This is a genomic window from Exiguobacterium sp. s28, assembly GCF_018618135.1.
GTDB lineage: Bacteria > Bacillota > Bacilli > Exiguobacteriales > Exiguobacteriaceae > Exiguobacterium > Exiguobacterium mexicanum_A.
Genome location: NZ_JACSLL010000018.1, coordinates 23705 through 43663 on the forward strand (window position 1 = coordinate 23705; position 19959 = coordinate 43663).

A 19959-nucleotide genomic window follows, 5' to 3' on the forward strand; every position below is an offset into this window, starting at 1 on the left:
ATGAGTTACGGAATTACGGTCGTCGGCCTCGGGTCCGGCGAACTCGAGCAATTGCCGCTCGGTGTCTATCGTCATTTGAAACAGCAACCTCTCGTTTGGTTGCGTACGAAAGAACATCCGGTCGTTCAAGAGCTGGAGACGGAAGGGGTCCACTTTGAATCGTTCGACTCGATTTACGAGTCGTGCGATACGTTTGAGGAAGTGTATGCCAAAATCGTTGAGACGTTGCTCGACAAGAGTGAGGAGTTGGCCATCACCTATGCTGTACCAGGTCATCCGTTCGTAGCGGAGCGGACCGTCGAACTGCTCGTCGAGCAAGGTGCGGACGTCACGTTTCTCGGCGGTCAGAGCTTTTTGGACGCCATGTTCCAAGCCCTGCGCATCGATCCGATTAACGGCTTCCAATTGCTTGATGCGACCGCGCTCGATGTGGAACGGATTCAAGTGACCCAACATGTGTTGATTGGCCAAGTGTATGATGGGTTCGTGGCCGGAGACGTGAAAGTCCAGTTGATGGAACGTTATCCAGATGAGCACATCGTTAAACTCGTGACGGCCGCCGGGACGAAACGCGAGCGGGTCAGTGAAATCCCGCTCTACGAGATGGACCGCGTGGCAGAAGTCGACAACTTGACGACGCTCTATGTGCCGCCGCTCATGGATGAGACGCATTTGGCGCGCGAGTTTTCGACGTTGAAGCATATTATTGCGACGCTCCGTGAACCGGACGGGTGCCCATGGGATCGGAAGCAGACGCACGAGTCGCTCCGCAAATATTTGCTTGAAGAAGCATATGAGTTGATTGAAGCGATCGATGCGGAAGACGATGATGCGATTGTAGAAGAGCTCGGTGACGTTTTGCTCCAAGTCATGCTCCACGCCCAAATCGGGGCGGACGAAGGCTATTTCGATATCCGGGACGTCATTGGCGCCGTCAGCGAGAAGATGGTCCGCCGTCACCCCCACGTGTTCGGTGACGTGACAGTAAACGATGCCGATGACGTCGTGACGAATTGGAATGCGATTAAACAAGTGGAAAAAGGGGAAAAAAGAAAATCGCAGCTAGATGGTGTCCTCATGACTCAACCCGGGTTGATGCGGGCCGAGCAGTTGCAGAAAAAAGCTGCACAAGTCGGTTTCGAATGGGACGATGTTCAAGGTGCGTTCGAGAAGTTGGAAGAAGAACTCCGCGAGTGGAGAAGTCAGCCGGAAGATGAACGAGAACTTGGCGATGTCCTGTTCTCAATCGTCAACGTGGCGCGCTATTTCAAGTTGAACGCTGAGCAGGCGCTCGAACGGACCAACCAAAAATTTAAGAGACGATTCGAATACATTGAAGCGAACGGCTCCCTCGACGAGATGACGCTCGACGAGATGGATCGGCTCTGGGATGAAGCGAAGGAGAAGGGATTATGAGATTAGACAAGTTTTTGAAAGTATCCCGTTTGATTAAACGGCGCACATTGGCGAAAGAAGTTGCCGACCAAGGCCGAATTCAGTTGAACGGACAAGTGGCGAAAGCGAGCACGGACGTCAAAGTCGGTGACGAGTTGCAAATTCGCTTCGGAAACAAGCTCGTCACGGTTGTCATCGACTCGATTGCCGAGCATGCTCGAAAAGAGGACGCGAAAGAAATGTACCGCTTGCTCAAAGAAGAAAAGGTGAACAGTGGTACGGAAGCGTAAAAAAAAGGTATACTGAACGTAACAGGACAGGAGGAAGGTGATTCGATGAATGGACGTAACCCGATGGAACGCAAACAGCGGATTCGGGCTCTTGATGAACGAAGAGAACAGCTGGAAAAAGAACAGAACCGGCAACGTATCCATCTTCGACGCCGCCTGGCTGCAGCCTCGCTTCTCTTTTTGTTGATGATTGTCTTCATCGGTCAGAGTTACTTCTCGAAAGTCGGATATGTGTCCGAGCAAGAACGGAAACAAAATGAAGCGCAAGTCGAACTTCGGGAAACGAAGGACGAACAGTCAGAACTAAAAGAGCAGGTCGAGCGTTTACAAGACGAAGAATACATCGCCAATCTAGCGCGCAACGAGTTGTTGTTCTCGAAAGATGGCGAGATTATTTTTTACTTCTCACCAGAGGAATAAGTGGGTTCGTTGACCGTTGACGAATCGACTCGTATAATTGTAGGGAATCAATCAAAAAAGGAGTACATTATTTTATGTCAATTGAAGTAGGAAGCAAGGTACAAGGTAAGGTTACAGGGATTACGCATTTCGGAGCGTTCGTAGAGCTTCCAAATGGCAAAACGGGTTTGGTGCACATCAGTGAAGTGGCAGATTCTTACGTCAAAGACATCAATGAGGTTCTAACGGTCGGTCAAGAAGTGACGGTCAAAATCTTGAACGTCGAAAACGATGGCAAAATCGGGTTGTCTATCAAAAAGGCCGTCGATCGTCCTGTCAGTGAACGCCCAGAGCGCCCAGCCGGCGAGCGTTTCTCTCGTGGCCCACGCCCAGGTGGCCCGGGTCAAGGCGGCCCACGCCCAGGTGGTCCAGGACAAGGTGGCCCACGCGGTGGCGGCGGTCCTCGCGGTGGCGGTCCACGTGGTGGCGGCGGACGTCGTGAAGTACGCCGTGAACCAGAAACGTTCGATACGTTGATGAGCAAGTTCTTGAAAGATAGCGACGAGCGCTTGACAACGTTAAAACGTCAAACCGACTCAAAACGCGGTGGACGTGGAGCCAAGCGCGGGTAACCCTTCGTAAACCATCAGCTTCTACTCGTAACAATAAAGACGACGAACCACAGACTGTCACAGTCTGTGGTTTTTTTGTCGTCTATTTTTTTGTTATGAAAAATAACTAAAAAGGGTTGCATTTTTGAAAGGAAGCGAGCACAATAGGGAACATGAAAAAATAGTTATGTTTTATAATTGAAAGGTGAGAGTTGAAATGAATGGATGGAAACTGTGGACAGCAGAATGGCGCAGTATCGGGAAAGATCGACGGGTATGGATTCCGATTCTCGCGGTCACGCTCGTGCCACTCATGTATGCCGGGATGTTTTTATGGGCTTTTTGGGACCCGTATGGACAAATGGAAGACTTGCCGGTGGCACTCGTGAATGAGGACCAGGGTGCAACGTTCGATGGGGAACAACTGACTATCGGTGATGAACTCGTGGAGAAATTAAAGACATCTGATGCGTTCGAATTTGTCGAGACGACAAAACGAGAGGCTGAGTCAGGATTGGACGACCATGACTATTACATGGCGATTGAGATCCCGGCGGATTTCTCGGAAAAAGCGACGACCGCGCTCGATAAAGAGCCGGAGAAGCTCGAACTGAAATACATCGCCAATGAGTCGTATAACTTTTTAGCGGCTCAAATCGGAGGTTCGGCGATGGAACAAGTGAAAGGCGAACTATCGACCGAGGTCGCCAAACAGTACGTCAGCGCGATGCGTGACGGAATTCAAGATGCCGCTTCTGGGCTCGATGACGCCGCAACCGGGGCCGCGAAACTAGCAGACGGTTCGAAGACGGCCGAGAACGGCGCGACCGAGTTGGCCGACGGGACTGCGCTGCTCGCTTCGAAACAACAGGAGTTGGCCGACGGAGCGAGTCAACTGAATAAAGGTGTCGCGCAACTCGAGGCAGGGACGACCGAGTTGGCGAACGGAAGCCGACAAGTACATGATGGCAGTGCCGCCTTATCGGACGGGGCTCGTCAAGTAAATGACGGGGCGTCCGCCCTTCAAGACGGGACGAACCAACTCGTCGAAGGGACAGATACATTCGCTTCGAAGTTGGAGGAATTGCACAGCGGGACGGCTTCTCTCAATCAAGGCGTTCAACAACTCGCGGCCGGGATTCAGCGCTCGAAGGACGGCAGTGTTCAACTAAGCGCCGGTTCGAATGAGTTGGCGGCCGCGATGACAGCGGCGAAAGAAGGCAATGCTGCTCTATTGGCAGGTGAGGCGGAACTCGTGGCCGGAATCGGTCAGATGAAGACGGAGATGTTGGCCAGCCAAGATCAGTTGATCACCCAGCTGGCAGCACTCGCCGAGGCAGGGCAACCTGCTTCACCAGAGATGCTACAGGCAATCGTAGCCCAATTGGCGGAAGGTCAAACAGCGACCGCAGCCGGGTTCGATGAACTGGCAGCGGGAGCGACGCGTGTGAAAGAAGGACAGGCCGCGCTCGGTGACGGATTGACGCAAGCAGAGGCCGGTGCCAATGAACTTGCTTCGGGACTGGTGACGTTACGTGACGGACAAGCCGAGCTCGCAAGCGGGGCACAGGCGTTGGCGGATGGGTCGACACAAGTGGAACAAGGGGCTCAAACGGCCGCTACGAGTTCGAAAGAGCTGGCTGCCGCGAGCAACCGAATAAATGCCGGGGTCGGAGAGTTGAAAGACGGGACGTCCGAACTTGCGACCGGTAGTGACCGTCTGACCGAAGCGACAGGAGCTCTTTCAGAAGGAAGTTCAAAACTCGCGGACGGAGCGAAGAGTGCGGGTGACGGAACGGACACACTTGCGGACGGCGCTGTACGTTTGGCAGAGGGCGGTAAAGACCTTCAGTCAGGTAGCGACCAGCTCGCAGACGGAGTGTCCGAACTTGCGGCTGGCAACAGCAAGTTACGGGACGCGCTCGCCGATGGGGCCGAAGCAGCCGCAATCGACATTCGAGACGATAACGTTGACATGATGGCCGGACCGGTCACAGTCGTCAACGACTCGATTCATAAGGTGCCGAACTACGGAACGGGCTTTGCACCGTATTTCATGTCACTCGGTCTATTCGTCGGGGCGCTCTTGCTCTCGATCGTCTACCCGCTGTACGATCCGGCTGGTAAGCCGAAACGCAGCCTGTCGTGGCTCGTCTCGAAATCGGGTGTCCTACTCGTGGTCGGCTTTGTTCAAGCGCTTGTCTTAGATGTGGCGATGGTCATGCTACTCGGACTTGAAGTCGAGGCACCGCTGCAGTTCTTCGGATTCAGTTGGCTCGTCAGCATCACTTTCTTGTTGATCGTACAACTGCTCGTCACGACACTCGGGAACCCAGGTCGTTTCGTGGCCATCGTCCTATTGATCCTGCAACTGACGACGTCGGCCGGAACGTTCCCGCTCGAACTCATTCCGAGCGCGTTACAACCATTCAACGCCTGGTTGCCGATGACGTATACGGTTGCTGGTTATAAAGAGATTTTGTCAGCGGACGGTTGGAGTTATTTGCAACAAGCTATCGTATATCTAGCGTTTGTATCGGCTATTTGTTTCTTCTTGCTTTGGGGTTATTTCCACATTGCCTGGAAGAAAAAATATCGGCTGACGACGTCAGAAGCGTGATGCACAACGAACTGAAAATCGTGTATAGTGGATAAGACGACACTATACACGATTTTTTTGTAAAAAAACTTTTAAAAAAGAATTGACACTGGCGTGGGTACTGGTTATTATAGAAAATGTGCTTAGGACACAACAATAACATGGCGGTGTAGCTCAGCTGGCTAGAGCGTACGGTTCATACCCGTGAGGTCGTGGGTTCGACTCCCTCCGCCGCTACCATTTTATTTAGGCCCGTTGGTCAAGCGGTTAAGACACCGCCCTTTCACGGCGGTAACACGGGTTCGAATCCCGTACGGGTCACTTACCTAAGCGAAAAGAAGCCATCTCACTCGAGATGGCTTCTTTTGTTATATCAAGGAGGGCGACGGATGACGAAAGTATTGATTGCTGTGTCAGGTGGAGTCGATTCGGTCGTCTTGTTAGACCGTGCTGTCCAGAGCGGTCTTGAGATCGGGGTGGTCCATGTCCATCACGGATTGCGTCTCGAGTCGGATGAAGAGTATGAATTTGTGCGACGTCTGGCCGACTCGTACGACGTGCCGTTTCATGGCAAACGGCTCGCTTTCCCGAACGGTGGTTCACAAGCTGCTTACCGGACAGCACGTTATGCATTCTTTGAAGAAGTCATGCGTACGTTCGGATATACACAACTGATGACGGCTCATCATGCGGACGACCAACTCGAGACGGTTCTCATTCAACTACACCGTAACGTCGTCGAAGTAACAGGAATTCCCGAGTGTCGTCCGTTCGCAGGAGGGGAGCTCGTCCGCCCGCTCCTATCGGAAACGAAACGAGAACTGATTGTCTACGCCAATCGACATCGTCTCGAATGGCGAGAAGATGCGAGCAATGCCGAAGCGGATTACTTACGAAACAAGCTGCGGCATCAGCTCGTCCCGCAACTCCTCGCCGCTCGACCGGATCTCGTTTACGTCGTGAGCGAGACGGCAAGGCGTCAGCGCGAACTATGGGACGCTCGTTATCGACGGATGGAGATGTGGATGGATACCTCAGTTCATTTTGAGATGAAAGCGTTTCATGTGAAACTAGACGACGTGCTCGGTTTAGATCGGTTTGAGCGACACGTCGTGGGGCGATTGCTCTCTACTCGATATGGGGTAGAGGTAGGAGAAGCGATGGAACGTCTTCTTGAGAATCCACGAGGGTCAGGACACTTTGATTTAGAAGGTCCGTGGCAACTTTGGAAACAAGGTGGAAACTTGTCATTGCAGACAACCGATCGACCGCTGCCTCTCCCGACTGAACTAGTGGTGACGACGTTCCCAGCATGCGTAACGTTCGGTGAGAGTCGATTTTCACTTGAAATCGTCGAAGAGGCACATGGCATCCCGCTCGAGGCGATCGAGTTGCCGTTGATCATCCGTTCTGTCGAGGCTGGAGACGCAATGAAACTGTCCGTCGGGACGAAAAAAGTCGCCCGCATCTTCATTGACGCGAAGATTCCGCGAGAAAAACGGCCTTTTGTCCCATTGGTAGTTGACGCAACGGGACGGATTATCGCTATAGTAGGGGTAAGAGTTTCCGATTTTCCGGATAAGTCGGGTGCGATGTGCCCACGATTAATGGTAAAATGATGATTGTGTCGGATAAGAAAGAGGAGGATTTTAAGATGTCATTAATGAACGATATGGAGAAAGTACTGATTTCAAGCGAAGAGATTCAAGGTAAAGTGAAAGAACTCGCTACAACACTTAGCGAAGAATATAAAGAAGAGTTCCCACTCCTCGTCTGCGTGTTAAAAGGTGCGATGCCATTCATGTCAGACCTCGTCAAAGAAATGGACATCCATTTAGAAATGGATTTCATGGACGTGTCGACGTACCATGGCGGAACGTCATCGACGGGTGAAGTTAAAATTGAGAAAGATTTAAATACATCTGTAGAAGGACGCGACATCTTGATTGTAGAAGATATCATTGATAGTGGACTCACGCTCGGCTATCTCGTCGACTTGCTCAAGTACCGCAAAGCCAAATCGGTTAAAATCGTGACGCTTCTCGATAAACCGACGGGCCGCAAGAACGGATTGTCGGCAGATTATAGCGGTTTCGTTATTCCGCACGAGTTTGTTGTCGGCTATGGTCTCGATTACGAAGAGAAATATCGTAACCTTCCGTACGTCGGTGTGCTCAAGCCGAGCATTTACGGGGGCTAACGTTTTTCTTTTGAAAATGCGTCGTGTTAAGATAAAAGAAATACCCAAAGTATACACATATACTGAATGGGCGAGAACATCGTTTCTCGGAATAGGAGGCAGAGAATGAATCGTGCAGTGAAAAACACCTTAGTTTTCGGTGTGATTTTCCTAGCCTTGATCTTGTTCCTTCAATATTTACAAAACCCGAATAGCCAGAGCGAGACGCTTACGTATTCGAAGTTCTTGGAATATGTGGAAGAAGGTCGGATTGAAACGGCAACCGTACAAGAAATTCCGGGAGCCATCTCAATTACAGGAGATCTAACAGGAGACGAAGATCAGCGTTTTGAAACGAATATCCCGGCCAACGAGGCCGAATACGCCGAAGTGCTCTCGTCACTTCGCGCGGATACCGACATCCAAATCGAAGAAGCAGAGTCGAGTGGTAGCTGGTTCAGCATCGTATTCGCGATCTTACCGTTCATCATCATCTTCATCTTATTCTTCTTCTTGCTCAACCAAGCCCAAGGTGGCGGTGGTGGTGGTCGTGTGATGAACTTCGGGAAATCGAAGGCGAAATTATACGATCAAGAGAAGCGCCGTGTGACGTTTGAAGACGTTGCCGGAGCGGATGAAGAGAAGCAAGAGCTCATCGAAGTCGTTGAATTCTTGAAAGACCCACGTAAGTTCTCGAAACTCGGGGCACGGATTCCGAAAGGTGTCTTGCTTGTCGGTCCTCCGGGAACAGGTAAAACATTGCTCGCTCGTGCAGCTGCAGGAGAAGCCGGTGTACCGTTCTTCTCAATCTCAGGTTCTGACTTCGTCGAAATGTTCGTCGGTGTCGGGGCGTCACGTGTACGTGACTTGTTCGAGAATGCGAAAAAGAACGCACCGTGTATCATCTTTATCGATGAAATCGATGCGGTCGGACGTCAACGTGGCGCCGGCCTCGGTGGTGGCCATGACGAGCGTGAACAAACGCTTAACCAACTTCTTGTCGAGATGGATGGATTCAGTGACAACGAAGGCATCATCATGATTGCCGCGACGAACCGTCCGGATATTCTTGACCCGGCCCTTCTTCGCCCAGGCCGTTTTGACCGTCAAATCACGGTTGATCGTCCGGATGTGAAAGGCCGTGAAGCGGTACTCAAAGTTCACGCCCGCAACAAGCCACTTGACTCGACAGTCGACTTGAAGTCGATTGCGCAGCGGACACCTGGATTCTCAGGTGCTGACCTTGAAAACTTATTGAACGAAGCAGCGCTCGTCGCAGCCCGGTCTGACCGTTCAGCGGTATCAGTCGTGGATGTTGAGGAAGCGATTGACCGCGTCATCGCCGGTCCTTCTAAGAAGAGCCGTGTCATCTCGGAGAAAGAACGACAAATCGTCGCCTATCATGAAGCGGGTCATACGATTATCGGGATTGAACTTGAGAATGCAGATGAAGTGCATAAAGTGACGATCGTTCCTCGCGGTAACGCAGGCGGCTATGTCGTCATGCTTCCAAAAGAAGATCGCTACTTCATGACGAAACCTGAGCTTGAAGATAAAATCGTCGGTCTCCTCGGGGGCCGCGTGGCGGAAGACGTCATCTTCGGTGAAGTGTCAACAGGAGCAAGTAATGACTTCCAACGTGCGACTGGTATCGCCCGGAAGATGGTCATGGATTACGGGATGAGCGATAAGCTCGGGCCGCTCCAACTTGGGTCGAACCATGGTGGACAAGTCTTCCTCGGCCGTGACTTCCAAACGGAACAGAACTACTCGGATGCGATTGCACAAGACATCGACCTCGAGATTCGTGATATCATCAACCGTTGTTACGCCAAAGCGAAACAAATATTGACGGATCGTAAAGACGATCTTGAGCTCGTCGCGAAGACGTTGCTCGAAGTCGAGACGCTCGATTCGAAACAGATTCGTCACTTGATCAAGACGCGCGAATACCTTCCGCACGAACCGGAAGAGCCGTCTGAACCATCGAAAGATGATGCAAGCGACGAAGCGAAGAAAGATGAGGCGGCCGTCAAGCACGGACAAGTCATCGATCAGCCTGGAGTCGTTCAAGAAGCGAAGCCGGACGTTGTCCCTGAAGGTGATAAGCCGGAAGCGACGCCGACGGAACGCCCGAACAACGAATCACGCTAAGTGTAAGAGACGAATGCCCTAAACAAGGCATTCGTCTTTTTTCGTGTTATAATTCGAGCGAACTGTAATTGACAACAAAGTGAGGAACGCTATCATGATTTTAGTGATTGATGTTGGGAATACAAATATTGTCCTTGGGATGTATGACGGCGAGACGCTCGTCCATCATTGGCGCATCTCGACCGACCGCACGAAAACGACCGATGAATACGGCATGCTCGTGAAATCGCTGTTCGATCATTCGAACGTTTCGTTCGATCAGATTGACGGCGTGATTCTATCTTCGGTCGTCCCACCGGTCATCTTTCCGCTCGAGCAGATGTCGCAACGTTATTTCAACGTCCGGCCAATCGTCGTCGGTCCCGGCGTGAAAACCGGTCTCGACATTCATGTCGACAATCCGCGCGAAGTCGGAGCGGACCGCATCGTTAACGCGGTCGCTGGAATCGCCAAGTATGATGGACCGCTCATCATCGTCGATTTCGGTACGGCGACGACATACTGCTATATCGATGAGAATCGCCGCTATCACGGAGGAATTATCTCGCCGGGGATCATGATCTCGGTCGAGGCGCTCTACCAACGGGCGGCTAAATTACCTCGTATCGAGCTCGCGACGCCACCTACGGTCGTTGGGAAAAATACAATTCAAGCGATGCAGTCCGGGACGTATTACGGCTATGTCGCACAAGTCGATGGCATTGTCGGCCGCATGAAGCGTGAAGTCGGAGAAGCGACCGTGATTGCCACAGGCGGTCTCGCACGTTTGATTAGCGAGCATGCCGAGACGATTGATGTCGTCGATTCATTTTTAACGCTCGATGGGCTTCGTCTCATCTATGAGCGCAACCAGAAATAAACTTAAAGGAGTTACTCAATATGATTCAACCAGAACAACAAGCATTACTTGACCAAATGAAAGCCGATTACCTCGTCCGTGCCCTCGGGTTCAACGGGGAAGTCCGCGCGTTTGCCGTCCGGACGACGAAAACGATCTTTGAAACGCAACTCCGTCACCAGACGACACCGGTCGCTTCAGCAGCGCTCGGGCGCACGATGACGATCGGGACGATGATCGGTGCGATGCAAAAAGGCGCCGCTCGCGTGACGCTCAAAGTCGAAGGCGATGGACCAATCGGGAAAATCATCGTCGATGCTGATACGGCGGGAGACGTGCGCGGTTACGTATCACATCCTCGTGTCGAAGGCGGCACGTTCGTGAATGATCACGGTTTGACGAAGCTAAAAGTTGGCGAAGCCGTCGGACGCGGGACGATTTCGGTGATTAAAGACCTCGGTTTAAAAGATTTTGTCGGCGGCTCGTCTGAGATTCAAACGGGTGAGATTAGCGAAGACTTCACGTACTACTTCGCGACGTCAGAACAAGTGCCGTCAGTCGTCGGTGCGGGTGTGCTCGTCCTCCCGGAAGATGAATCGATTCTTGCGGCCGGTGGCATTATCGTTCAATTGATGCCGGATGCGTCAGAAGAGACGATTCAAGCGCTTGAGCAGGCGCTCAAAACGTTCCCGCCAGTGTCGGTGCTCATCGGAGAAGAGAAGACACCGGAAGAGATGCTCCATATGCTCCTTGGCGACAGCCTCGAAGTGTTGGATCAAAAGCCGGTCCAATTCAATTGCACATGTGGTCGCGACCGTATGGAAAGCGCGATTATCGGGCTCGGTGCCGAAGAGATTCGTCACATGATTGAAGAGGATGGCGGCGCTGAAGCGGTTTGTCACTTCTGTGGCGAGAAATACCACTTCTCGGCGGAACAATTAGAAACGATGAAACAACAAGCACGCTGACCGCTTTGCTCCAAATTGCATATTTTGAATCTGATAGGGTATGATTACAATATCGGAATAGTCGGAATTATGGAGGAGGAAATAAAATGCGTATCGTAGATTCAGTAACAGACTTGATTGGAAAGACACCGATTGTGAAGTTGAATGGATTGACTGGCGCTGAAGATGCCACGGTTTACTTAAAATTGGAGTATATGAACCCGGGCTCTAGCGTAAAAGACCGGATTGCGCTCGCTATGATTGAAGCGGCGGAACGAGAAGGGGTCTTGAAACCAGGAGATACGATTATCGAACCGACCAGTGGGAACACGGGAATCGGTCTCGCCATGGTCAGTGCGGCCAAAGGCTATAAAGCGATTTTGGTCATGCCGGAAACGATGAGCATGGAACGTCGCAATTTGCTTCGTGGCTACGGCGCCGAACTTATTTTGACGCCGGGTCCTGAAGGGATGGGCGGAGCGATTCGCCGTGCGACGGAAGAGGCTGAACAAAACGGTTATTTCCTCCCGCAGCAGTTTAACAATGAAGCCAACCCGAACGTGCACGAGATGACGACGGGACCTGAAATCGTCGACGCGTTCGATGCGTCAGGCCTTCAAGTCGATGCGTTCATCGCCGGCGTCGGGACAGGCGGAACAATCACGGGAGCGGGTAAAGTGTTGAAAGCCCACTATCCGAACGTTCAAATCTTAGCGGTCGAACCGGTCGATTCACCGGTCTTGTCGGGTGGTAAACCAGGCCCGCATAAAATCCAAGGGATCGGGGCCGGGTTCATCCCGTCGATTCTCGATACGGAGATTTATGAAGGTGTCCTTCAAATCACGACCGATCAGGCGTTCGAATACGCACGTCTTGCGGCCAAAACGAACGGCGTGCTCGGAGGCATCTCATCTGGGGCGGCGATCGCAGCCGCTGTCGATACGGCGAAACGTCTCGGTAAAGGAAAAAACGTGTTGGCGATTATCCCGTCAAACGGAGAACGCTACCTCAGCACACCGCTCTATCAATTCGATGAAGAATCAGATAGCGTACGCTCGTAAACAAACGGCAGTTACCGGGAGACAACTTCTTTCGGTAACTGCCTTTTCTTGTGTACAATTAAAGGCATGAATCAGTGGAACGGGGGAATGTGGCGTGAGACAAACAGCGTTCAAAACCATGCGCATGACAAAAGAGAAGATGTACGACACGTATATGACATTAACTGAAGGGAAGAAGCACTATGCGTGGTTAGAGAGCGGACGCGCCGGCCGCTATACGATGGCCGGGATTGAGCCGTTCGCTTCGCTTCACGTGAAAGATGGGATCGGAACGCTCGAGACATCAGAGGCGACGGAAACACTTTACGGTGCCCCGCTCGACATCGTCGAAACAATTCGGACCCGGTACGCCACCGAGCGGCCAGCAGGTGCTCCCCCATTTTTCGGCGGGATGATCGGTTATGTGAGCTATGATGTAGCCCGTACCCTCGAACGTTTACCACGGCAAGCGGAAGACGATTTGGCAACACCGGACGTCTCGTTCTTGTTGTTCGATGAAGTAGCGGTCTTCGATGAAGAAGAATCGCTTTTATACGTGATGGTCACGGCCGATGAGCAAGCGGAGGCGAAGCTCGAGCGCTTTGCCGCCCTCTGGCGAACAGAAACACATTATGCGTTTCCGCCGCTTACGAGTGGAACGGTCGAGCGATCCCGTTCGCTGTCACAGGATGAATTCGTTGCGGCCGTGCAAAAGATTCAAGACTACATCGTCGAGGGCGATGTGTTCCAAGTGAACTTGAGCGTCCGGCAGTCGGAACCGCTTGTCGCACACCCGCGTCACATCTACGACACGCTCCGGAAAGTGAACCCTTCACCGTATATGGGTTATTTCGTTGACGACTCGCTCACGATGGTGTCGGCTTCACCAGAACTGTTGATTGAAAAACATGGCGCCGCCATCTCGACCCGCCCGATCGCCGGAACGAGACCGCGAGGCCGGGATGAGGCAGAGGATCTGGAACTGGCTCGGACGCTGCTCGACAATGAGAAAGAGCGGGCCGAACATGTCATGCTCGTCGACCTGGAACGAAACGACTTGGGCAAAGTCGCGGCTTACGGGACAGTGCATGTCGATGAACTGATGGTCATCGAGAAGTACTCGCACGTCCAACATATCGTCTCGAACGTGCGCGGTCTGATGCGGGACGGCGTATCGGGAGCCGAAGCACTCGGCGCGATGTTCCCGGGCGGCACCATCACCGGGGCGCCGAAAATCCGGACGATGGAAATCATCGAGGAACTCGAACCGGTCCGGCGTGGGATTTACACCGGCTCATACGGCTGGCTTAGTTGGGATGATGACCTCGTGTTCAACATCACGATTCGGACGATGGTCGTGAAGGACGGAATCGCCCATGTTCAGGCTGGTGCCGGGATTGTGATTGATTCGGATCCTGAAGCGGAGTACGCCGAATCACTTTCCAAGGCGAAAGCGCTATGGACGGCGAAAGAAATGACGGAGGCGACAGTATGATTTTACTCATCGATAACTATGACTCGTTCACATACAATTTAGTTCAATACTTTGGGGAGCTCGGTGAACAACTCGTCGTCCGTCGTAACGATGACATCACGATCGAGGAAATTGAAGCGCTCGCCCCAAGTTATCTCGTCATTTCGCCTGGTCCGTGCACACCGAGTGAGGCGGGTATCAGCATCGACGCGATTCAGGCGTTTGCCGGTCGCATCCCAATTCTTGGCGTCTGTCTCGGACATCAAGCGATTGCTCAAGCGCTCGGCGGGAAAGTCGTCCATGCCGAGCGGCTCATGCATGGCAAGACGTCAGCGATTCAACATGACGGAAACACGCTGTTTAACGGCATCCCGCAACAGACAATCGTGACACGCTACCATTCGCTCGCGGTCGAACGAGATGCGTTACCGCCGTGCTTGAAAGTCACGGCCGAGACGAGCCTGGGAGAAATTATGGCACTCCGGCATGAAACGTTACCGATTGAAGGGGTCCAGTTTCATCCAGAAGCGATTTTGACAGAACACGGCAAAGACATGATTCGTAATTTCGTCGAGGTGTATCGTCATGTGGCTTTGGCATAACGGCGAACTGCGGGGCAGCTCTGAAGTAACGATTCCGGTGGAAGATCACGGATTTTTATATGGGATGGGCCTATTCGAGACGTTTCGAACGTTCAATGGCACCCCGTTCTTGTTTGGCCTTCACTGGGAACGTCTCGAAAAGAGCTTAGCGGAACTATGGATTGATTTACCGTATACGAAACAAGAGATGGAGCAGGCGATTCAAGACGTCGTTCGTCAAAACGGGACCCCGAACCTGTATGTGCGCTTGAACGTGTCCGCGGGGGTGGCGCCACTTGGACTCTACGACGGACGCTACACTCGTCCAAACGTGACACTGCTCGTCAAGCCGTTACCGGAATCGATCCAGCCCACGGAAAAACGGCTGGAAGCCATCCCGTTTCCAAGAAGTCGGCCCGAAGCGGCATTCCGCTTAAAATCCCATCATTATATGAACAATATATTAGGGAAGCGCATGCTTGTTGATCGGGAGGCGGAAGGACTGTTCGCCGATGACTCAGGACATGTCGTAGAAGGGCTTGTCTCGAATATCTTCTGGGTCGAAGCTGACCAACTTTGGACGACGCCGCTCGCGACGGGACCTCTGGCTGGGGTCACGCGACGTTGGGTGATGGATACGTTTGATGTGAAGGAACGTGATGTGACGTTTGCGGAACTTACACAGGCAGACGAGATTTGGTTGACCAATTCGGTTCAACAGATTGCTCCGGTCACAGACTATGCCGGGAACAGCTATCCAGGAAAAGACGGGGCAAAATTTAAAGCATGTTGGTCTGTCTTGTTGCATGCGATTGAAAGGGAAGAAACGCGATGACAAAAATCATGGGAATTTTAAATGTGACACCGGATTCGTTTTCGGACGGAGGACGGTATACGGCGCTCGAACAGGCGGTCGCTCACGCCAAGCAACTCGTTCAAGACGGAGCGGACGCGATTGATATCGGCGGGGAATCGACACGGCCGGGAGCCCGGTTCGTCTCGGCGGAAGAAGAAATCGAGCGAGTCGTTCCTGTCATTCGTCAACTGAAGCAAGAGCTCGACGTGCTCATCTCGATCGATACGTACAAACCGGTGGTGGCAAAGGCGGCATTAGAAGCCGGGGCCGATATCATCAATGACGTCTGGGGCTCGAAGTGGGGCGATCAATCGATGGCACAAGTGGCACGGGCGTTTAACGTTCCCATCATCTTGATGCACAATCGCGACAATCGAAATTATGGCCATTTCATTGAGGAGGTCGTCGGTGACTTGTACGAATCGATTGAAATCGCCCAAGCGGCCGGTGTGCCGGATGAGATGATTTGGTTAGACCCGGGAATCGGCTTTGCGAAAGACTATGCGCAAAACATGGAGTTGATGAATCGACTCGACGTGATCACGAACCTCGGTTATCCGGTGTTACTCGGAACGTCGCGGAAATCATTTATCGGGCAAGCGCTTGATTTACCGACCGAAGAACGACTGGAAGGGACACTGGCGACGACGTGTCTAGGCATCATGAAAGGCTGTGCGTGGATTCGGGTCCATGACGTACGAGAGAATAAACGAGCGTCACTCATGATGGACGCGATGCTGGGAGGCGGACAAATTGGATAAGATGTTTGTGAATGGGATGCGTTTCTATGGCTATCACGGTGTGTTTGAAGAAGAGAATCGACTCGGTCAACGGTTTAACATCGATTTGATGTGTGAGTTGGATTTGGCGCCGGCGGGACAATCGGATGATTTATCAGACGGGGTCAGCTACGCCGGTCTCTATCAATTGACGGAAGACATCGTCACCGGGGAGCCAGTCAATCTACTTGAGGCGCTGGGCGAGCGCATCACGACGGCTGTTTTGGCCCACAGCGACAAGATTCAAAGCGTCACCGTCAAAGTGATTAAGCCGGACCCGCCCATCCCGGGTCATTATGACTCAGTCGCAATTGAGATGACACGGAGACGGAACGTATGATGTACGTAGCGCTGGGCTCGAACATTGGGGAGCGTGCCAACTATCTGGCAGAAGCGATTCAAGCGATGGCGGTAAACGGTCTTCAGGTGACGAAAGAGTCATCCGTATATGAGACGGCACCGGTCGGATACACAGATCAGCCATCCTTCTATAATATGGTCGTCGAAGTCGAGCCGTCCCTTTCTGCGGAAGCAGCCTTGCTTCAACTCCAACAGATTGAACGGGACCTAGGGAGAGAACGACTATTCAAGAATGGACCGCGTACAATCGACCTTGACATCTTGGTCTATAACAGCGAAGATATACAATCGAAGCAGTTAACTGTTCCGCATCCACGGATGCATGAACGCGCTTTTGTCCTTGCCCCGTTCGCGGAGATTGCTCCGGCGGTCGAGGTAAAGGGAATGACGGTGCGGGCGTTGCTAGAAGCCCTTCCTGCGTCGGAACGACAAGATGTCTTCCGTCTCGGGCCGTTACAATCATTGGTCAGCTCGGTTTAACGTTAGCAAAGGAAGTGGAGAAGTGTCAGGGTTCAAAATTGGTAACATCGATATAAAGAACCGCGCCGTCCTTGCCCCGATGGCCGGAGTGACAAACCCTGCGTTTCGTCTGATCGCTAAAGAATTTGGCGCGGGACTCGTCTGTGCTGAAATGGTCAGCGATAAAGGGATTTTATTGGAGAACGCAAGAACGCTCCGGATGCTGTACGTCGATGAACGGGAAAAGCCGCTCAGCCTTCAGATTTTTGGCGGTTCGAAAGACACACTCGTCAGAGCGGCCCAGTACGTGGATCAAAACACGAATGCGGACATCATCGATATCAATATGGGTTGCCCAGTCCCGAAAGTCACGAAGTGTGAGGCGGGTGCCAAATGGTTGCTTGACCCGGACAAAGTTTACGAGATGGTGAACGCCGTGTCGCAAGCGGTGGATAAGCCGGTCACGGTCAAAATGCGCCTCGGTTGGGACGAAGACCATATTTATATTCTCGACAATGTTCGGGCGGCTCAATCTGGAGGAGCGGCGGCGATTGCGATTCATGGTCGTACGCGGTCTCAACAATATGAAGGAACTGCAAACTGGGATTGGATTGGCGAAGCCAAGAAGATTGCGACGGTTCCGATTATCGGTAACGGCGATATCTCGACACCTCAAGAAGCAAAACATGCGATTGATCACTACGGTGTCGATGCCGTCATGATCGGGCGGGCAGCACTTGGTAACCCATGGATGCTGTATCAAACGGTGCAGTATTTGGAGACGGGTGAACTTCCGCCAGAACCAGCGGCGCGTGAAAAAATCGACATCTGTATGTTGCACCTCGATCGATTGATTGCCATCAAAGGAGAAGTGACGGCCGTTCGCGAGATGCGTCAACATGCGGCGTGGTACTTGAAAGGGTTGAAAGGCAGCGGCCCGGTTCGGAAGCAAATCAACGAAACGGAATCGCGAGATGCTTTTGGCATCGTGTTGTATCATTTTGTGGAACAGCTCGAGCGACAAATGCAAGAAGTGTGAACTAGTGAAAAAAATTGATTTGTGGTAAGCTTGTTTGGCGAAAAAGTGAACCACACAAGCAAACGGTTTAGGCTGTGCTGTTGGCCGTGAGGCTGACAGTTTTTTATTAGACATCCCCAATACGTATAGAGGAGTGAATGGAGTAGTGAGTCACGAGTTGGAAATGAATGACCAAATGCAGGTTCGGTTTGAAAAAATGACCGAGATGCGTGAACAAGGGCTTGACCCGTTCGGACGTCGGTTCGAACGTTCTGCCCACGCCGGTGAATTACATGAACAATATGAGGCGATTGAAAAAGAAGCCTTGGCCGAACAAGACGTCGAAGTGACGCTTGCCGGACGAATCATGACGAAACGTGGAAAAGGGAAAGTCTTCTTTGCCCACATCCAAGACGTCACAGGACAAATCCAAATTTACGTTCGTAAAAATGACGTAGGTGACGAACCGTTCGATTTATTCAAATCATCTGACCTTGGTGACATCGTCGGTGTGAAAGGGAAGTTGTTCAAGACGAACGTCGGCGAATTGTCGATTCATGTTGAAGAGTTTGAACTCTTAACAAAAGCACTTCGTCCGCTTCCTGATAAATATCATGGTTTAAAAGATGTGGAGCAACGCTATCGCCAGCGCTACTTGGATTTGATTACGAATAACGATTCGCGTCAAACGTTTATTCTGCGTAGCCGCATCATCTCGGAAATTCGGAATTTCTTGAACCATCGCGGTTACTTGGAAGTCGAAACGCCGATGTTGCATACAATCGCAGGTGGAGCGGCGGCCCGTCCGTTCTTGACGCACCATAATGCACTTGATATGGAATTATATATGCGAATCGCCATCGAGCTTCATTTGAAGCGCTTGATTGTCGGTGGTCTCGAGCGCGTGTATGAGATTGGCCGTGTCTTCCGTAATGAGGGGATCTCAACACGTCATAACCCAGAGTTCACGATGATTGAATTGTATGAAGCGTATGCGGACTATAATGACATCATGGATTTGACGGAAGAACTCGTAGCTCACGTAGCCCAAGAAGTTCTTGGCACGACGGACGTTCAATATGGAGAAGATACGATTCATTTGGCTGTCGGTTGGAAACGTGCGCACATGGTCGACTTGGTTAAAGAAGAAACAGGCGTCGATTTCTGGCAACAGATGTCTGATGAAGATGCACGTGCACTTGCAAAAGAGCACGGTGTCGAGATTCAAGACCATATGACGTTCGGTCACATCGTCAATGAATTCTTTGAGCAGAAAGTCGAAGAAACATTGTTACAACCGACGTTTGTCACAGGTCACCCTGTCGAAGTATCGCCATTGGCGAAAAAGAACGATACAGATCCACGCTTCACGGATCGATTCGAATTGTTCATCGTTCGTCGTGAACATGCGAACGCCTTCACGGAATTGAATGATCCGATTGATCAGCGTGAGCGTTTCGAAGCTCAACTTCTTGAGAAAGAAGCAGGGAATGACGAAGCCCATGAATTGGACAACGATTTCCTTGAGGCGCTCGAATACGGAATGCCACCAACGGGCGGTCTTGGAATCGGAATCGATCGCCTCGTCATGTTGTTGACGAATGCACCATCGATTCGTGATGTTCTATTGTTCCCGACGATGAGACACCAACAGTAAAGAATCGTTTTAACCTCTCGCTCTTACGAGCGAGAGGTTTTTCTATGGAGAATGTTGCCGATTTAAAGAGGCTAAAAACTTTTTTAGAAAAACTTTTGCAAAAAGTCTTGCGTTCTATTTAGGGATGCGGTAAAGTAATAAACGTTGCCGCTGATGGCAGCGGAAAAGAATAAAAAAAGTGGTTGACAACTGTGTCGATGACTTGTATTATTTTAAGAGTCGCCAATGAGCGATAGACGAACTTTGAAAACTGAACGATGAGGCAAAAATAAGTTTTACAATTTTTGAATGAAGCGCAAGCTTCGTCATTTTTAAAGAGCTAT

Annotated in this window: 19 protein-coding genes and 2 tRNA genes; all 21 read left to right on the plus strand. The window is 51.6% G+C overall.

The features are described 5' to 3' along the window. The 21 genes from yabN to lysS all read left to right on the plus strand — a co-directional run bounded on the left by yabN (window position 1) and on the right by lysS (window position 19636). Entirely contained in the window at window positions 1–1416 is a 1416-nt protein-coding gene (yabN, locus tag KNP78_RS14475; RefSeq protein ID WP_214825179.1) for a bifunctional methyltransferase/pyrophosphohydrolase YabN, read from the plus strand. Then, window positions 1413–1685, plus strand: a complete 273-nt coding sequence (locus KNP78_RS14480; RefSeq protein ID WP_021065741.1) for an RNA-binding S4 domain-containing protein — start codon at window positions 1413–1415, stop codon at window positions 1683–1685. Before yabN ends, KNP78_RS14480 begins: the two co-directional genes overlap by 4 nt. Window positions 1686–1730: 45 nt before the next feature. Then, window positions 1731–2105 (plus strand): FtsB family cell division protein, encoded by a 375-nt coding sequence (locus tag KNP78_RS14485; RefSeq protein ID WP_034781803.1) that lies wholly within the window; start codon window positions 1731–1733, stop codon window positions 2103–2105. A 74-nt stretch (window positions 2106–2179) separates the two neighbouring features. Next, on the plus strand, window positions 2180–2716 hold the full coding sequence (locus KNP78_RS14490; protein ID WP_034781804.1) for a S1 domain-containing RNA-binding protein: 537 nt from the start codon (window positions 2180–2182) through the stop codon (window positions 2714–2716). Between the two features lie 196 nt (window positions 2717–2912). Continuing rightward, complete coding sequence (locus tag KNP78_RS14495) at window positions 2913–5315, plus strand: YhgE/Pip domain-containing protein (RefSeq protein WP_214825182.1); 2403 nt, start codon at window positions 2913–2915, stop codon at window positions 5313–5315. A gap of 142 nt (window positions 5316–5457) precedes the next feature. After that, a tRNA-Met gene (locus KNP78_RS14500) sits at window positions 5458–5534 on the plus strand. Between the two features lie 9 nt (window positions 5535–5543). Beyond that, window positions 5544–5615, plus strand: a tRNA-Glu gene (locus KNP78_RS14505). Window positions 5616–5683: 68 nt separating this feature from the next. Then, the gene (gene tilS, locus KNP78_RS14510; RefSeq protein ID WP_214825184.1) at window positions 5684–6913 is read left to right on the plus strand and encodes a tRNA lysidine(34) synthetase TilS; all 1230 of its coding nucleotides are present in this window, start codon (window positions 5684–5686) and stop codon (window positions 6911–6913) included. A gap of 35 nt (window positions 6914–6948) precedes the next feature. Beyond that, the gene (gene hpt, locus KNP78_RS14515; protein ID WP_021068188.1) at window positions 6949–7494 is read left to right on the plus strand and encodes a hypoxanthine phosphoribosyltransferase; all 546 of its coding nucleotides are present in this window, start codon (window positions 6949–6951) and stop codon (window positions 7492–7494) included. A gap of 105 nt (window positions 7495–7599) precedes the next feature. Further along, window positions 7600–9627, plus strand: coding sequence for an ATP-dependent zinc metalloprotease FtsH (gene ftsH / locus KNP78_RS14520; RefSeq protein ID WP_034781808.1), 2028 nt, complete (start codon window positions 7600–7602; stop codon window positions 9625–9627). Between the two features lie 94 nt (window positions 9628–9721). After that, a complete protein-coding gene (locus KNP78_RS14525) occupies window positions 9722–10486 on the plus strand; it encodes a type III pantothenate kinase (protein ID WP_021068190.1) in 765 nt (254 codons plus the stop codon). A gap of 20 nt (window positions 10487–10506) precedes the next feature. After that, window positions 10507–11433, plus strand: a complete 927-nt coding sequence (gene hslO, locus KNP78_RS14530) for an Hsp33 family molecular chaperone HslO (RefSeq protein WP_051627654.1) — start codon at window positions 10507–10509, stop codon at window positions 11431–11433. Between the two features lie 86 nt (window positions 11434–11519). Next, on the plus strand, window positions 11520–12473 hold the full coding sequence (gene cysK, locus KNP78_RS14535) for a cysteine synthase A (RefSeq protein WP_021068192.1): 954 nt from the start codon (window positions 11520–11522) through the stop codon (window positions 12471–12473). Between the two features lie 94 nt (window positions 12474–12567). Beyond that, window positions 12568–13947, plus strand: coding sequence for an anthranilate synthase component I family protein (locus tag KNP78_RS14540; RefSeq protein ID WP_214755086.1), 1380 nt, complete (start codon window positions 12568–12570; stop codon window positions 13945–13947). Then, window positions 13944–14528, plus strand: coding sequence for an aminodeoxychorismate/anthranilate synthase component II (gene pabA, locus KNP78_RS14545; RefSeq protein ID WP_214755085.1), 585 nt, complete (start codon window positions 13944–13946; stop codon window positions 14526–14528). Before KNP78_RS14540 ends, pabA begins: the two co-directional genes overlap by 4 nt. Beyond that, on the plus strand, window positions 14512–15342 hold the full coding sequence (locus KNP78_RS14550; protein ID WP_214825186.1) for an aminotransferase class IV: 831 nt from the start codon (window positions 14512–14514) through the stop codon (window positions 15340–15342). The genes pabA and KNP78_RS14550 overlap by 17 nt, the downstream gene beginning before the upstream one ends. Next, complete coding sequence (gene folP, locus KNP78_RS14555; RefSeq protein WP_021068196.1) at window positions 15339–16124, plus strand: dihydropteroate synthase; 786 nt, start codon at window positions 15339–15341, stop codon at window positions 16122–16124. The genes KNP78_RS14550 and folP overlap by 4 nt, the downstream gene beginning before the upstream one ends. After that, a complete protein-coding gene (gene folB, locus KNP78_RS14560) occupies window positions 16117–16482 on the plus strand; it encodes a dihydroneopterin aldolase (protein ID WP_034781816.1) in 366 nt (121 codons plus the stop codon). The genes folP and folB overlap by 8 nt, the downstream gene beginning before the upstream one ends. Next, on the plus strand, window positions 16479–16982 hold the full coding sequence (gene folK, locus KNP78_RS14565) for a 2-amino-4-hydroxy-6-hydroxymethyldihydropteridine diphosphokinase (RefSeq protein WP_034781818.1): 504 nt from the start codon (window positions 16479–16481) through the stop codon (window positions 16980–16982). The genes folB and folK overlap by 4 nt, the downstream gene beginning before the upstream one ends. Before the next feature lie 79 nt (window positions 16983–17061). After that, window positions 17062–18000, plus strand: coding sequence for a tRNA dihydrouridine synthase DusB (gene dusB, locus KNP78_RS14570; protein ID WP_233005531.1), 939 nt, complete (start codon window positions 17062–17064; stop codon window positions 17998–18000). Between the two features lie 145 nt (window positions 18001–18145). After that, window positions 18146–19636, plus strand: a complete 1491-nt coding sequence (gene lysS / locus KNP78_RS14575) for a lysine--tRNA ligase (protein ID WP_021068200.1) — start codon at window positions 18146–18148, stop codon at window positions 19634–19636. Window positions 19637–19959: the final 323 nt, after the last annotated feature.

Coding starts and splice junctions, on each gene's coding strand:
- KNP78_RS14495 (WP_214825182.1), top strand. CDS start 2,913: ATGAATGGATGGAAACTGTGGACAGCAGAATGGCGCAGTATCGGGAAA.
- yabN (WP_214825179.1), top strand. CDS start 1: ATGAGTTACGGAATTACGGTCGTCGGCCTCGGGTCCGGCGAACTCGAG.
- pabA (WP_214755085.1), top strand. CDS start 13,944: ATGATTTTACTCATCGATAACTATGACTCGTTCACATACAATTTAGTT.
- cysK (WP_021068192.1), top strand. CDS start 11,520: ATGCGTATCGTAGATTCAGTAACAGACTTGATTGGAAAGACACCGATT.
- KNP78_RS14480 (WP_021065741.1), top strand. CDS start 1,413: ATGAGATTAGACAAGTTTTTGAAAGTATCCCGTTTGATTAAACGGCGC.
- hslO (WP_051627654.1), top strand. CDS start 10,507: ATGATTCAACCAGAACAACAAGCATTACTTGACCAAATGAAAGCCGAT.
- hpt (WP_021068188.1), top strand. CDS start 6,949: ATGTCATTAATGAACGATATGGAGAAAGTACTGATTTCAAGCGAAGAG.
- folP (WP_021068196.1), top strand. CDS start 15,339: ATGACAAAAATCATGGGAATTTTAAATGTGACACCGGATTCGTTTTCG.
- dusB (WP_233005531.1), top strand. CDS start 17,062: ATGGCCGGAGTGACAAACCCTGCGTTTCGTCTGATCGCTAAAGAATTT.
- KNP78_RS14485 (WP_034781803.1), top strand. CDS start 1,731: ATGAATGGACGTAACCCGATGGAACGCAAACAGCGGATTCGGGCTCTT.
- KNP78_RS14490 (WP_034781804.1), top strand. CDS start 2,180: ATGTCAATTGAAGTAGGAAGCAAGGTACAAGGTAAGGTTACAGGGATT.
- folK (WP_034781818.1), top strand. CDS start 16,479: ATGATGTACGTAGCGCTGGGCTCGAACATTGGGGAGCGTGCCAACTAT.
- ftsH (WP_034781808.1), top strand. CDS start 7,600: ATGAATCGTGCAGTGAAAAACACCTTAGTTTTCGGTGTGATTTTCCTA.
- tilS (WP_214825184.1), top strand. CDS start 5,684: ATGACGAAAGTATTGATTGCTGTGTCAGGTGGAGTCGATTCGGTCGTC.
- KNP78_RS14525 (WP_021068190.1), top strand. CDS start 9,722: ATGATTTTAGTGATTGATGTTGGGAATACAAATATTGTCCTTGGGATG.
- KNP78_RS14550 (WP_214825186.1), top strand. CDS start 14,512: ATGTGGCTTTGGCATAACGGCGAACTGCGGGGCAGCTCTGAAGTAACG.